The 14,603-nt window shown below is 41.9% G+C and carries 10 protein-coding genes and 5 tRNA genes; 14 read left to right on the top strand and 1 reads right to left on the bottom strand.

Annotation, left to right across the window (positions count from 1 at the left end; all coding sequences use genetic code 11):
- Positions 1-47: 47 nt before the first annotated feature.
- Entirely contained in the window at positions 48-1,448 is a 1,401-nt protein-coding gene (asnS, locus tag GW828_RS08795) for an asparagine--tRNA ligase (RefSeq protein ID WP_124014724.1), read from the top strand.
- A gap of 147 nt (positions 1,449-1,595) precedes the next feature.
- Here asnS and uvrB read toward each other — a convergent pair whose 3' ends face one another.
- Positions 1,596-3,617 carry an excinuclease ABC subunit UvrB gene (uvrB, locus tag GW828_RS08790; protein ID WP_124014723.1) on the bottom strand — a complete coding sequence of 674 codons (2,022 nt, stop codon included), beginning with the start codon at positions 3,615-3,617 and terminating at the stop codon, positions 1,596-1,598.
- 1,307 nt (positions 3,618-4,924) lie between these two features.
- Between uvrB and GW828_RS08785 the strand changes: the two genes are divergently transcribed.
- The 13 genes from GW828_RS08785 (at position 4,925) to nth (ending at position 14,549) form a co-directional block, all read left to right on the top strand.
- Positions 4,925-5,000: transfer RNA gene (locus GW828_RS08785), tRNA-Asn, on the top strand.
- A 33-nt stretch (positions 5,001-5,033) separates the two neighbouring features.
- Positions 5,034-5,109: transfer RNA gene (locus GW828_RS08780), tRNA-Asn, on the top strand.
- 23 nt (positions 5,110-5,132) lie between these two features.
- Positions 5,133-5,208, top strand: a tRNA-Asn gene (locus GW828_RS08775).
- Between the two features lie 29 nt (positions 5,209-5,237).
- A tRNA-Asn gene (locus tag GW828_RS08770) sits at positions 5,238-5,313 on the top strand.
- Between the two features lie 29 nt (positions 5,314-5,342).
- A tRNA-Asn gene (locus tag GW828_RS08765) sits at positions 5,343-5,418 on the top strand.
- A 325-nt stretch (positions 5,419-5,743) separates the two neighbouring features.
- Positions 5,744-7,642, top strand: a complete 1,899-nt coding sequence (locus GW828_RS08760; RefSeq protein ID WP_182722840.1) for an EAL domain-containing protein — start codon at positions 5,744-5,746, stop codon at positions 7,640-7,642.
- A gap of 140 nt (positions 7,643-7,782) precedes the next feature.
- Positions 7,783-8,361, top strand: a complete 579-nt coding sequence (gene rsxA, locus GW828_RS08755; protein ID WP_182722839.1) for an electron transport complex subunit RsxA — start codon at positions 7,783-7,785, stop codon at positions 8,359-8,361.
- 2 nt (positions 8,362-8,363) lie between these two features.
- Positions 8,364-8,942 (top strand): electron transport complex subunit RsxB, encoded by a 579-nt coding sequence (gene rsxB / locus GW828_RS08750; RefSeq protein ID WP_182722973.1) that lies wholly within the window; start codon positions 8,364-8,366, stop codon positions 8,940-8,942.
- Entirely contained in the window at positions 8,936-11,461 is a 2,526-nt protein-coding gene (rsxC, locus tag GW828_RS08745) for an electron transport complex subunit RsxC (protein ID WP_273058155.1), read from the top strand. The genes rsxB and rsxC overlap by 7 nt, the downstream gene beginning before the upstream one ends.
- A gap of 5 nt (positions 11,462-11,466) precedes the next feature.
- Positions 11,467-12,519 carry an electron transport complex subunit RsxD gene (gene rsxD, locus GW828_RS08740; protein ID WP_124014719.1) on the top strand — a complete coding sequence of 351 codons (1,053 nt, stop codon included), beginning with the start codon at positions 11,467-11,469 and terminating at the stop codon, positions 12,517-12,519.
- Between the two features lie 26 nt (positions 12,520-12,545).
- On the top strand, positions 12,546-13,169 hold the full coding sequence (gene rsxG / locus GW828_RS08735) for an electron transport complex subunit RsxG (RefSeq protein WP_182697431.1): 624 nt from the start codon (positions 12,546-12,548) through the stop codon (positions 13,167-13,169).
- Positions 13,162-13,857: an electron transport complex subunit E gene (locus GW828_RS08730; protein WP_124014717.1), complete on the top strand. Its 696-nt coding sequence runs from the start codon at positions 13,162-13,164 to the stop codon at positions 13,855-13,857. Before rsxG ends, GW828_RS08730 begins: the two co-directional genes overlap by 8 nt.
- 59 nt (positions 13,858-13,916) lie before the next feature.
- On the top strand, positions 13,917-14,549 hold the full coding sequence (nth, locus tag GW828_RS08725) for an endonuclease III (protein ID WP_124014716.1): 633 nt from the start codon (positions 13,917-13,919) through the stop codon (positions 14,547-14,549).
- Positions 14,550-14,603: the final 54 nt, after the last annotated feature.

Here is a 14,603-nt window from a genome sequence, read left to right as displayed (position 1 = left end):
ACCCAAATTTTATATTTATATTCTATACGTTGGAGAATAAAGCAACAATGAGCATTGCATCTGTCGCTTCTGTATTTAAAGCTGAACACGCCGTTGGTTCACATGTCACTATACGTGGCTGGGTAAGAACTCGTCGTGATTCAAAAGCGGGTATCTCTTTCTTGGCCGTTTATGACGGTTCATGTTTCGACCCTATTCAAGGTGTCGTGCCAAATAGCCTAGCCAATTACAATGACGATGTATTGAAATTGACTGCAGGCTGCTCTGTTGTGATGACAGGTGAAGTGGTAGCCTCTCCAGGTGCCGGCCAAGCATTTGAATTACAAGTATCTGAAATCGTAGTGACTGGATTTGTTGATGATCCAGATACTTATCCAATGTCGGCTAAACGTCATTCTATTGAGCATCTTCGTGAACTCGCCCATTTACGCCCACGTACCAATATTATTGGTGCTGTAGCTCGAGTTCGTAACTGTTTATCGCAAGCAATCCATCGTTTCTATCACCAAGAAGGTTTTATCTGGGTATCTACCCCACTTATTACCGCTTCTGATTGTGAAGGCGCAGGTGAAATGTTCCGCGTGTCGACATTAGACATGGAAAATCTTCCACGTACTGACGCAGGTAAAGTTGATTACGATAAAGATTTTTTCGGTAAAGAAGCATTCTTAACCGTATCGGGTCAGTTGAACGCAGAAACCTATGCTTGTGCATTATCCAAAGTGTATACCTTTGGCCCGACTTTCCGTGCTGAAAACTCCAACACAACTCGCCATCTTGCAGAATTCTGGATGGTTGAGCCTGAAGTGGCGTTTGCTACATTAGACGATGCGGCTGAGTTAGCGGAAAAAATGCTTAAGTTCGCTTTCAGTGCGGTACTTGAAGAGCGTATGGATGACTTAACCTTCTTTAATGAGCGTATTGATAAAACCGTTATTGAACGTTTACAAGCCTTTGTGAGCAGTGATTTCGCCCAAGTGGATTACACTGATGCGGTTGAAATCCTTAAAAACTGCGGTAAGAAGTTTGAATTCGCAGTCGAATGGGGTATCGATCTACAGTCTGAGCACGAACGCTACTTAGCTGAAGAACACTTTAAAGCACCTGTGGTAGTAAAAAACTACCCGAAAGACATTAAAGCTTTCTACATGCGCTTAAATGATGACGGCAAGACAGTTGCCGCTATGGACGTGTTAGCACCAGGCATTGGTGAGATCATCGGTGGTGCGCAACGTGAAGAGCGTTTAGACGTGCTTGATAAGCGTTTAGCTGAAATGGATTTAAGCCAAGAAGATTACTGGTGGTATCGCGACTTACGTCGCTATGGCACAGTACCTCATGCAGGCTTTGGTCTAGGTTTTGAACGTTTGGTATCGTACGTTACTGGCGTTAACAACATTCGTGATGTTATCCCGTTCCCACGTGCCCCACGCTCAGCCAGTTTCTAATTAGCTCAATAATATGCAACAACAAAAACGCGCCAATTGGCGCGTTTTTTTATGAGCAGTTTTAGAATAATTTGCCGATGCAGTTGTTTGTGATCACATGAGACTCTTCCCCGTCTGGCAGCAGACAGGGATTATATTTTGAACTTGTTAGCTATTAACAATGATCAGGTCTCGTAAATGTTTAACGTCGTCACGCACAGCAGCGGCTTGCTCAAACTCTAAATTTTTAGCATGTTCGTGCATTTGTTTTTCAAGTTTATCAATTTGATGACTCAAATCAGCAATACTGGTGTATTTAGCGCGCTCTTCTGCGACTTCAGCAAATTTAGAGTGATTTTTACGTGTACCTTTACTGAAGTTGCTATCACCAACATCCATCACATCTGTAATACTTTTCACCACACCTCGCGGCACAATCCCATTGGCCACATTGTGTAGATGTTGTTTTTCGCGTCGACGTTCCGTTTCCCCCATGGCTTTAGCCATTGAGTTGGTTATGCGATCTGCATATAAAATAACTTTGCCGTTAACATTACGGGCCGCACGACCAATGGTTTGGATAAGTGAGCGTTCGGAACGTAAAAAACCCTCTTTATCGGCATCTAAAATACAGACTAATGATACTTCTGGTAAATCTAAGCCCTCACGTAATAAGTTAATCCCAATCAGTACGTCAAAACGCCCTAAACGTAAATCTCGGATAATCTCAACCCGCTCAACGGTATCAATGTCAGAATGCAGATAGCGCACTTTTATGCCATGTTCATCAAGGTATTCACTCAGATCTTCTGACATCCGTTTGGTCAATGTGGTAACCAGCACCCTTTCATTCACCGCCACACGTTTGTGGATCTCAGACAATAAATCGTCAACTTGGATACCCACAGGACGCACTTCTAAAACAGGGTCGAGCAATCCCGTAGGCCTTACCACCTGCTCTGCTATCTCTCCGGTACTTTTTTCAAGTTCATATAAACTAGGTGTCGCCGAAACAAAAATAGTTTGCGGCATTAATCGCTCAAACTCTTCGAACATCAATGGCCGATTATCCAATGCAGATGGTAATCGAAAGCCATACTCTACTAAGTTCATTTTTCGGCTTCGGTCACCTTTGTACATAGCGCCAATTTGCGGCACTGTGACATGTGATTCATCAATGATCAGTAAACCATCTGCAGGAAGGTAATCAAGTAATGTTGGTGGACCATCTCCAGATGATCGACCGGATAAATATCGCGAGTAATTTTCAATTCCAGAGCAGTAACCCAGCTCGACCATCATTTCAATGTCATATTGAACCCGTTCAGTGATCCGCTGAGCTTCAATCAATTTATTGTTATCAAGTAAATACTGACGGCGTTCTCGTAGCTCTTCCTTTATCTCTTCCGTGGCGGCAAGAATTTTTTCTCGCGGGGTAACATAGTGGGTTTTAGGATAAATAGTGGTGCGTGCGATGCGCTTGTTAATCTGTCCAGTCAAAGGATCAAATTCGCTTAAACGTTCTATTTCATCGTCAAATAATTCAATTCGAATCGCTTCACGTTCAGATTCTGCCGGAAAAATATCAATCACTTCACCACGAACTCGATATGTGCCGCGTTGTAATTCAATATCATTGCGTTTGTATTGCAATTCACTGAGTCGGATAAGGATGTCCCGTTGCCCCATAAAATCACCTTGGCGCAAATGTAATAGCATCTTCATATAAGAGTCGGGATCACCTAAACCGTATATAGCTGATACCGAGGCGATGAGCACCACATCTTTACGCTCTAAAAGCGCTTTAGTGGCCGATAGACGCATTTGCTCTATGTGAGCATTCACAGATGCATCTTTTTCTATAAAGGTGTTAGACGCAGGAACATAGGCTTCAGGTTGATAGTAATCGTAGTAGGATACAAAATATTCAACCGCATTATGTGGAAAAAACTCTTTCATCTCACCATAGAGCTGGGCAGCAAGGGTTTTGTTAGGCGCCATGATGATAGTTGGCCGCCCCATTTGCTTAATGACATTGGCGATTGTGTATGTTTTACCTGATCCAGTAACGCCGAGTAGCGTTTGGCTAGCCACACCGGATTCTAAACCATCAACTAATTTTTTTATCGCTGTAGGTTGATCGCCGGCGGGTTCAAATTTAGATTCTAGGGAAAAAACGGACTCTGACACAACACGGCTTCCTATTTTAATTAACTGTTTATGATATACCCAAAAACAAGCAAATGGCGATATAAAATATCATTGCACAGCTTCTCTTATCATTTAAAGCTATGCCCAAATGAATCCTAAAAGCGCATTATAGCCATTAATTGGGGCATGTTTTATTCAGATCAATATCAGCGACTAAGCACTGTAATGTGACAAAATAAAGATCCTAAAGTGAAAGTTATAAACAAATGGATAAGGTCATGATTAAATCACTGTAATACGCCGAAAAACTAACTTAAATCATAATTTAATACACAATCTACTGTCCAAAGAGATTACAATTTTGCAACTGAGAGAACAGTGACAAAAGAAAGTTATTGATTTTTGTATCTAGTTGATTAAATACAACTTAACTTATCGCTAAATAATTGTACCAATTTAAGTCCGACTCAAGCGCAATAAGGGGTTGCCGCTCATTTACATAAGAAGTCCACAAGTTTATCCACAGATTTAGTGGATAAGTCAATAAAGTTCAATACTGCTGCGGGGTAGCGACCAAGTGAGTTTCATAAAAGCGTAAGAAATTTGTGATGAAATTTAATTACATTTGCATATTAATACGAAAGATAGCGACAATAGTTCACCTATTGGGTCAAGAATAGCTAAATTCGATAATCTACAATTACTTTAGCAATCGATTGAATATCGATCAAGCTTGCGATCCCATCTCTGAGTCATCTACTTTCGATACCCATTTCATTAATGTTAATGTTCATTCTCTTAAATACATTAGTTAAACTGAGCTAGCTCTTAGCCGAAATATCAGCACTTGAATAATCACTTTAATATGATGAGGCATCAAGATGGAAATCATCAGATGGAGTTGAGCGTCATGAGTGAGCGGTGCTACAGTAAAAGTGACCACAAACGTGATCTCAAGAGATTAGCTAAGTAGTCTAATGTATCAACGAACAATTTATTGCTCGATATATGCTTATTGAGAGACTTTGTCGCTAAAACTTGTGCCACATTCTTTTACAAAGAGACAAATCAAGTCAGTCGAACAAATTTCAACCACAAACTACCTACTCCCCAAAGAAATTGACATAAACAGCATCGTTAGTGTTCGACAATCCATTTTATGAGTAAGTGATTAATTTTGTTTTCATTGTCAAAATATCACCACAAACGAGCAAAAGTCGTTCACGATGTGTGTTTGGTAACCAATTAGTCACATAAATGCGTTTTTTTTTATAACTCGAGTTGACTCAGTTACCAGAGCGTTTTACTATGCGCTCCGTTCTCAGCAATACATTGCTAAAAACGCTTCCCCAGTAGTTCAGTTGGTAGAACGGCGGACTGTTAATCCGTATGTCACTGGTTCGAGTCCAGTCTGGGGAGCCATTTAGTAAAAGTAAGTTGAGATGTAAATATAATTCCCCAATAGTTCAGTTGGTAGAACGGCGGACTGTTAATCCGTATGTCACTGGTTCGAGTCCAGTTTGGGGAGCCAATATTTACTGTTATCGAAACGATTCCCCAATAGTTCAGTTGGTAGAACGGCGGACTGTTAATCCGTATGTCACTGGTTCAAGTCCAGTTTGGGGAGCCATCGAGATAACATATTTGAAATAATACGCTTCCCCAATAGTTCAGTTGGTAGAACGGCGGACTGTTAATCCGTATGTCACTGGTTCAAGTCCAGTTTGGGGAGCCATTTCAAAGTCTAAAATAAGTAATAATAATTCCCCAGTAGTTCAGTTGGTAGAACGGCGGACTGTTAATCCGTATGTCACTGGTTCGAGTCCAGTCTGGGGAGCCATTATTATTAACTTCATCGCACAGCTAAAACTCCCATCCTACGAACCTCCCATGTAATTCAATATCTTATTAGTCATTGATGATCCTTTATCATTGGTCATTTATGTTAAAATTTTTGTGATTAAAATCGTTAAATTTTCTATCGGAAATATAACCTTAGATTAATCATTATTTAATCTCATTTCTGCTATGATATTATTGGTTATTATACAAACTATATAGCGCATTTTACTTTTGGTTAAAAAACGACATTCGAACCACTGCAGCACAAGGTTTGTGCCAGAACGAGCAAGTTTAACCAAACATACTCAAGGAATAGATGTTTTATGGGCTTATCGAAATCCTTTCAGCTTGTTCTTTTTATCGTTTTCGGTTTATTAATTTTCCGAATTTTTACGGTGGAAAATAATGAAGTTCAACAACAAGGTGAAATTGCACGGGTTAATTATCAGCAATACGTGCAAACTATTGATCAGTGGCAAGGGAGTGGCGAAGCACTATACCAGCTTATGTCTGAAAAATTTTCGTTTCAGTTTTTTCAGTATATTGATAAAACTGATAATAATAACAATTTTACTCATGGCAGCTTACTTCGCCCAGCGGGAGATTTCGCCAGTGAAATCTTCAATATTGAATTAGGTCATGTACAAAATTTTCCTGACGGTCGCTTACAAGTTAGATTAGATACCGCGAGCGTATTATCAGCCAGTTTTGATGATTTACAACAGACAGCAACCTTATTGATTATCGCTTATGTGTCATTGATGTTGTTATTTGCATTGCTGATGCAACTACACCGCCGAAGAATCAACTATGCTGCCGAATACATCTCTCATATTCCTGATTTATCCTTCCTCGCCATTGAGAAATCGCGCTTTCCAGGTGTTTTAAGACCACTCGGTAATACACTGGAAATTTGTCGCAGCCAATTAAAGCTCAACTTAGATCGTGTCAGAAAAGAGAATGAACAGTTAACTAAAGCCGCATATCAAGATCCCGTCAGTGGATTTTCAACTCGACAACGTTTTACACAACATATTGAAGCAATTAATAAAACGGATAAGCAACAGTATGGTGTACTCATAGTCGTTAAGGCTGCTGAACTGGCAAGCATCAATCAGTTGCATGGACGTGCGGCTGGAGATGATTATTTAGCAAAATTGGCAACCTGTATTCGAAAATCGCTAGCTAATCTTGGAATGAGTGAGTGCTTTAGAATCTCAAGTGGTGATTTTGCTATTTTTATTGACAGCATTTCACTTAAAGAAGGCGAACGATTTTTAGAACACCTTAAACGCCACTTAGATGAATATGCTCAAACAACTAAAAGTGATTCCATTGCACATGCTGGTATGGTGCCCTATCAGCAAGGTAACGAGCCATTGGCATTGATGGCATTAGCCGATACGGCCGTCAGCGTGGCGCAAACAATGGGACCAAATCGTTACTATCAATTAGAGAAACTATCGGGTAGTGAGCAAATAAGCACGGAACATTGGAAAATCACTATAGATGACTTAATTAATCGAAGAAGTATTAAGTTTTATCAACAACCTATCCAACCTTGTAATAATGCGACTGAAGTTTACCGTGAATTATTAGCACGCTTTTATAATGTCGAAGGTAAACATTTACCCACGACCACTGTTATTGCAATGGCTGAACGATATGGGATGAGTGTTGAATTAGATAAAATGATCGTGACACAAACCATTAAGGTGTTGAGTGAGAACCCAAGCATTTCAGGCCACATGGGAGTTAATATCAGTGCTTCTTCAGCACATCAAGACGGTTTTACCATGTGGCTTAAAGACATATTAACTAAAAATCGAGGCACAGCGGCTCGATTGGTGTTTGAACTGAATGAATCAGGCATGCAAACCAATTTAGAATCTAGCCATAATTTTGTAAACGAGATACACAAAGCTGGAGCAAAAGTGGCTATCGAGCGCTTTGGTTTAGGCTTTACATCATTTAAATTTTTCCGAGAGGTTCGTCCTGATTTTATCAAGTTAGACAGTAGTTACAGTGACAATATCGAACAGGACAATAATAATAAGTTCTTTGTCCGGATGATTGTCGATATCGCTAAACGCATCAGTATCCGCGTTATCGCTACTGGGGTTGAAAAACAAGACGAAAAGCTGACGTTAGAAAAACTGTTAGTAGATGGTATGCAAGGTTATTATATTGCTAAACCTGAGTTATTGTTAAATAAACAGTAAAAACAACGTTAATATACGGTAAATATATCGCTTTTATTCTAAGGTTAAACATTTTATGTTTAACCTTATTTTTTATCCGTTGTTTATCGGCGCCAAACCTAAGATAATACTCGTATCTATTGGTCAAAAAAATTGTAGCAATGACAGAGTATCTTCTCCTGTTGATCGGCACAGTGCTGGTAAATAACTTCGTTCTGGTAAAATTCTTAGGTCTATGCCCTTTTATGGGGGTGTCGAGCAAATTAGCGTCGGCGGTCGGCATGTCAATGGCCACCACGTTTGTGTTGACCCTCGCTTCTATTCTGAGTTATTTAACCAACGAATTTTTACTGCAACCTTTTGACTTAAGCTATTTACGCACCATGAGCTTTATTTTAGTGATTGCTGTTGTCGTACAGTTCACTGAAATGGTGGTGCAAAAAACCAGCGCGTCTCTACATCGTGCTTTGGGAATTTATCTACCGCTTATTACCACCAATTGCGCGGTATTAGGCGTGGCATTGCTTAACGTTAATGAAGACCATAACTTTATTGAATCGGCTATTTATGGTTTTGGTGCTGCTGTTGGTTTTTCTCTAGTGTTAATTTTATTTTCAGCCATGCGTGAGCGCTTGGCTGCAGCAGACGTGCCCTTACCTTTTCAAGGTGGTGCGATTGCGATGATCACTGCAGGTTTAATGTCATTAGCCTTTATGGGGTTTGCGGGGCTGGTTAACTAATGTTGTCGAGTATATTCATTGCTGTAGCGATATTGACCGTTTTAGCGTTAGCATTTGGAGTCATTTTAGGCTTTGCATCGAAAAAATTTAAAGTCGAAGGCAATCCTATTGTTGATCAAGTTGACACCCTGCTGCCACAGACTCAGTGTGGACAATGTGGTTATCCGGGTTGCCGGCCCTACGCCGAAGCCATTGCCAATGGTGATAAAATCAATAAATGCCCTCCTGGTGGTACTGCTACCATGGAAAAGATTGCCGAACTCATGGGCGTAGAACCGGAACCATTAGGGGAAGCAGCCCAAGCCAATGTGAAAAAAGTGGCTTTTATCCGCGAAGATGAATGTATTGGCTGTACTAAATGTATTCAAGCATGCCCAGTCGACGCTATTTTAGGGGCTGGAAAATTAATGCATACCGTGATTGCCAAAGATTGTACTGGCTGCGATTTATGCGTTGAACCTTGTCCCGTCGATTGTATTGACATGATCCCCGTTGAAACCACTATACAAAATTGGGATTGGAAATTACGCGCAATTCCAATAAGCGTAATCGATCAACAGCAAGAGGATAAACGGTGTTAACGTTATTAGAGCAATTAGATAAAGGTCATTTGTGGCGCTCTCCTGGCGGGATCCATCCACCTGAACTGAAAACATTATCCAATCAAAGCGTAATATCATCGTTACCCTTGCCATCGCGATTTGTCGTACCGGTTCCCCTTGTCGGCCAACTTGCGACCATGAGTGTCAAGGTGGGTGACCACGTACTCAAAGGACAAGCTCTCACTGAAGGAGCTGGCTTTACTTATTTACCCGTTCACGCGCCTACCTCTGGTGTGGTTGTCGCCATAGAGCAACATAACAGTAACCATGCTTCTACATTGCCAGTATTAAGCTGCATCATCGAAGCTGATGGTCAAGATACTTGGTGTGAATTAATACCAAACCAGCTTGAACAACTGTCAAAGTCGGCTATTTTAGACAAAATTAAACAAGCGGGTATTGCGGGTATGGGCGGCGCAGCATTTCCCAGCCACGTAAAACTTAACCCTGCCAGTGAAATAGATTTAGTGATCATTAATGGTGTCGAGTGTGAACCCTACATCAGCGCCGATGACAGATTAATGCGCGATTACAGTGATGAGATCTTAACGGGGATCAGCATTATTCATCACTTACTCAATCCTCAGCGCATTGTTATCGCTATTGAAGATAATAAACCTGAAGCAGCAAAAGCGATGCAAGCGGCAATTACTCGCAGTACATTGCCTAATGATATTATTCGCGTCACGGTTATTCCGACCAAGTATCCTTCTGGCGGTGAAAAACAACTGATTCAAATTATTACCGGTAAAGAAGTACCCAGTGGAGCCATTCCAGCCCAACTTGGTATTGTGATGCATAACGTCGGTACCGCCTATGCGATTCAAGAAGCCGTTTTACAAGGTAAGCCACTTATTGAACGCGTTGTCACTTTCACTGGGGAACGCGTCGGAAAACCAGGAAACTATTGGCTTCGCATAGGAACAACGGTGGCCGATGCTCTAAATCAAGTCAACTTTGCCCCAGATAATGGCCAAAAAGTCATTGTGGGTGGCCCAATGATGGGATACGCACTAGCAGATCTCGATGTGCCAATATTAAAAGGTACTAACTGCTTACTGACCCCCAGCCAAGCTGAAATCGCCCCAGACGCCGATGAGAAAGCCTGTATTCGATGTGGTGAGTGTGCAGTTGCCTGCCCGGCATTATTGCTACCTCAGCAATTATTTTGGCATGCAAAGGCCGAAGAATACGATAAGGCTGCCAGCTTTAACTTAAAAGACTGCATAGAATGTGGTTGTTGCAGTTACGTATGCCCAAGTGATATTCCATTAGTAGAATACTATCGCGTGGCTAAATCTGCGCTGAAAAATACTGCAGAAGAAAAACTACAAGCTGAAAGAGCAAAACAACGTTTTGAAGTGCGCCTGCAACGACTTGAAGATGAAAAAACGGCTCGAGAAGAAAAATCTAAGCAAGCAGCGGCTAAACGCCAAGCGAATATGAAATCGAGCGACAAAGATGCCGTTGCCGCTGCAATGGCACGTATTGCTGCTAAAAAGGCTCAAACAGCAGATGCGACAAAGGACTCAGTCACAACAGACACAAACATTACCGATGCACCAAGTGTAGCTGTAGACAGTCCGGACGCTAAGAAAACCGCGGTTAGTGCAGCAATTGAGCGGGCTAAAGCTAAAAAAGCCGCTATTGCAGCTCAGTCTTTAGCTGATAAGCAAGCTGATGTCACAGAGGCAACTGCTGATCATTCCGCTGATAATATCGACGACAAGAAAGCAAAAATTGCCGCTGCGGTAGCTCGAGCAAAAGCCAAAAAAGCAGGATTAGCTAATGAATCGGCTGCAACCGATAACTCAGCTACATCGAGTAGTGCTGTTACGGCTGAGGCGATAAATAACCCGAGTGCAACAGATAGCAGTATTAACGCCGCTCCTGTCGATGACAAAAAAGCTAAAATCGCTGCTGCGGTAGCTCGAGCAAAAGCCAAAAAAGCCGCGTTAGCTAATGAATCGGCTGCAACCGATAACCCTGCTGAGTCTGATAGTGCTGTTACGGCTGAGGCGATAAATAGCCCGAGTGCAACAGATAGTAGTATTAACGTCGCTCCTGTTGATGACAAAAAAGCTAAAATCGCTGCTGCGGTGGCTAAAGCAAAAGCCAAAAAAGCCGCGTTAGCTAATGAATCGGCTGCAACCGATAACCCAGCTGAGCCTAGTAGTGCTGTTGCGGCTGAGGCGATAAATAGCCCCAGTGCAACAGATAGCAGTATTAACGCCGCTCCTGTCGATGACAAAAAAGCTAAAATCGCTGCCGCAGTGGCTAAAGCAAAAGCTAAAAAAGCAGCATTAGCTAATGAGTTGACGCAAACAGATGAGTCAGCCGTATCATCTACCGTCGTCAATCAGGCGATTAAGACCGCTAGTGATGTTGATATGACCAATAGCGAAGCTCCTATTGATGACAAAAAAGCCAAAATTGCCGCCGCTGTCGCCAAAGCGAAAGCCAAGAAACTCGCTAACAGTGCTAAGCAAGAGGAATAACCACTATGGCATTTAAAATTGCCTCATCACCACATGTCAGTTCAACATCGCAAACCAATACAGTGATGAAGCGCGTTGCGCTATGCTTGATCCCCGGGATTGCTGTACAAAGCTATTATTTTGGCTATGGAACCTTAGTTCAATTATTACTCGCCATCACAGTAGCTTATCTCGCTGAAGCTGCAGTAATAAAGTTACGTCACAAAAATATAACGGCAACCTTAGCGGATAATAGCGCATTGGTGACGGCAAGCTTACTGGCGGTTGCAATTCCGCCTTTAGCACCCTGGTGGATGATCGTTATCGGGACATTATTTGCGATTGTGATTGTCAAGCAGCTCTATGGCGGATTGGGCAATAATGTCTTTAACCCTGCTATGGCTGCATACGTACTGCTGTTGATCTCATTTCCAGTGCAAATGACATCATGGGTTGCCCCGCAAACATTAGCCCTCAACAGCGCCGATATGTTGCATACGTTCAACAGTATCTTTCAATTAAACACTGGCTACGCTGCAGACTATTTCCATCTTGCGATTGATGGCACAACGATGGCCACGCCACTAGATACCCTAAAAACCGACCTGTCGATGGGCCTAACTACAACAGAAAGTATGACTAAGACTATCTTTTCTGGCACTGTTGGCGAAGGTTGGTTTTGGGTCAATCTCGCCTATCTCATTGGCGGCATAGTCATGCTGAAGCTCAAGGTGATCCGCTGGCACATAAGCGGATCAATTCTTTTGAGCTTATTTGTTTGTGCCAGTATTGGCTTTTTAATCAGCCCTGATACCTTCGTGAGCCCTACGATGCATTTATTTTCTGGGGGAACCATGCTGGCGGCATTTTTTATTGCCACTGACCCTGTGACTGCGGCAACGAGTACTCGTGGTCGTCTAATATTTGGCGCCATGATAGGCTTACTGATTTACTTAATAAGAACATTTGGCGGCTATCCTGATGCTGTCGCATTTGCTGTGTTACTGGCGAATATGTGCGCACCATTTATCGATTATTATGTTCGCCCTCGTAGTTATGGTCATCGAGCAGGAAATTAATTATGTCTATTTTAACCACTAACCCGATGATTAAAAATGGTCTTTTACTGGGCCTATTTGCCTTGTGTTGCACAGGTCTTGTAGCCTTAGTACATGCGTTAACCAGCGACACGATTTCATTGCAACAGCAAAAACAATTAACCTTGATTCTCAACCAAATCATTCCGCCCCAGTTACACGATAATGTACTCAGTGAGCAATGTATTTTGGTTAACTCGCCAGAACTATTAGGCACAGAAGCCGATTTACCGGCATATCTTGCTTATCAGGGTGATCAACCTGTCGCTATCGCAATAGAAGCAATTGCACCAGATGGCTATAACGGCGAGATAAAACTGATTATCGGCGTTGATAACCAAGGGGAAATATTAGGTGTGCGAACCCTTTCCCATCAAGAGACTCCTGGGTTAGGTGATAAAATCGATCTTCGTAAATCTGATTGGGTGACCCATTTCAGTGGCAAATTATTTAAAGACAACACCAGCATGTGGAAAGTAAAAAAAGACGGTGGCCAGTTTGATCAATTTACCGGTGCAACCATTACTCCGCGCGCTTATGTTAAAGCCATTACTAAAGCGATGACGTTTATTGAACAACATCGTCAAACACTGTACCAAAGTCATTATGCCTGTGAGGCCAGCCATGAGTAATTATCGTGAAATAGCCGCTCAAGGGCTATGGAAAAACAATCCAGGGTTAGTGCAACTCTTAGGCCTATGTCCACTACTTGCCGTTACTGCCACCATTACTAACGCGTTAGGTTTAGGTGTGGCCACTTTGTTGGTATTAGTTGGGTCGAATATTTTAGTCTCTTTAGTGCGCGATTTTGTTCCTAAAGAAATTCGAATCCCGGTATTTGTGATGATCATTGCTGCACTGGTGACTTGTGTGCAATTACTGATTAACGCTTATGCCTATAATTTATATTTATCATTAGGTATTTTCTTACCCTTGATCGTCACTAACTGCGTCATCATAGGTCGCGCTGAAGCATTTGCATCGCGTAATTCATTAGCCCACTCGACGTTCGATGGATTGATGATGGGCTTGGGATTTACCGCAGTATTGGTAGTGTTAGGTGCAAGCCGTGAACTCATTGGTCAAGGGACTCTTTTTGACGGTGCAGATCTATTATTAGGTGATTGGGCCAGTGTATTGACCATTCATGTATGGCAGGTAGACACACCATTTTTATTGGCCATGTTACCGCCAGGAGCATTCATTGGCATGGGATTACTAATCGCCCTTAAAAATGTCATCGACAGCCGAGTAAAAGCAATGCAACCTAAAGCTGAAGTAGTTGGTGTTACGCGGGCTCGGATCACTAAAGTCAACTAATACTCAACCGCTGTTAACCGACAGCGGCCGTTAACTTAACGATAAATTGACCGATTATTATGAATAAAGATAAACGCCATCAAATTCTCTGCCGATTAAGGGACAATAACCCTAAACCTGAGACCGAACTTAATTTTTCCAGCCCATTTGAGCTCTTAGTTGCGGTCACATTATCAGCACAAGCAACTGACGTCAGTGTCAATAAAGCCACTGATAAACTGTTTCCAATTGCCAATACGCCTCAAGCAATCTATGACTTAGGCGTTGACGGGCTCAAGCAATATATTAAAACCATTGGCTTATACAATAACAAAGCCATTAATGTGATTAACGCCTGTAAAATGCTGATTGATTTACATGCTGGTGAAGTACCCGAAAATCGGGAAGCATTAGAAGCTTTACCTGGAGTGGGACGAAAAACGGCTAATGTAGTACTCAATACCGCTTTTGGTTGGCCAACCATTGCCGTTGACACGCATATTTTTAGGTTAGCAAACCGGACTAAATTTGCCCCAGGCAAAAATGTCGATCAAGTTGAACTGAATATGCTTAAAGTGGTGCCGAATGAGTTTAAAGTGGATGTTCATCATTGGTTTATTCTTCACGGACGGTACACTTGCTTAGCCAGAAAACCCCGTTGCGGTTCCTGTATTATCGAAGACCTGTGTGAGTTTAAGGATAAGACTGAGTAAGCTAATTTTTAATTGAAATATATTGATGATCATGCGAATAACTTAAATATGTGC

This window comes from Shewanella vesiculosa (genome assembly GCF_009994065.1).
Classification (GTDB): Bacteria; Pseudomonadota; Gammaproteobacteria; order Enterobacterales; family Shewanellaceae; genus Shewanella; species Shewanella vesiculosa.
The sequence above is the reverse complement of the archived record's forward strand: the minus strand, read 5'-3'. Positions and strand labels throughout refer to the sequence as shown.

Bases quoted from the DNA above. Each gene is read 5' to 3' on its own strand.
- GW828_RS08730 (WP_124014717.1), top strand. From the start codon at position 13,162: ATGAGTAATTATCGTGAAATAGCCGCTCAAGGGCTATGGAAAAACAAT.
- rsxA (WP_182722839.1), top strand. From the start codon at position 7,783: ATGACAGAGTATCTTCTCCTGTTGATCGGCACAGTGCTGGTAAATAAC.
- asnS (WP_124014724.1), top strand. From the start codon at position 48: ATGAGCATTGCATCTGTCGCTTCTGTATTTAAAGCTGAACACGCCGTT.
- GW828_RS08760 (WP_182722840.1), top strand. From the start codon at position 5,744: ATGGGCTTATCGAAATCCTTTCAGCTTGTTCTTTTTATCGTTTTCGGT.
- nth (WP_124014716.1), top strand. From the start codon at position 13,917: ATGAATAAAGATAAACGCCATCAAATTCTCTGCCGATTAAGGGACAAT.
- rsxD (WP_124014719.1), top strand. From the start codon at position 11,467: ATGGCATTTAAAATTGCCTCATCACCACATGTCAGTTCAACATCGCAA.
- rsxG (WP_182697431.1), top strand. From the start codon at position 12,546: ATGATTAAAAATGGTCTTTTACTGGGCCTATTTGCCTTGTGTTGCACA.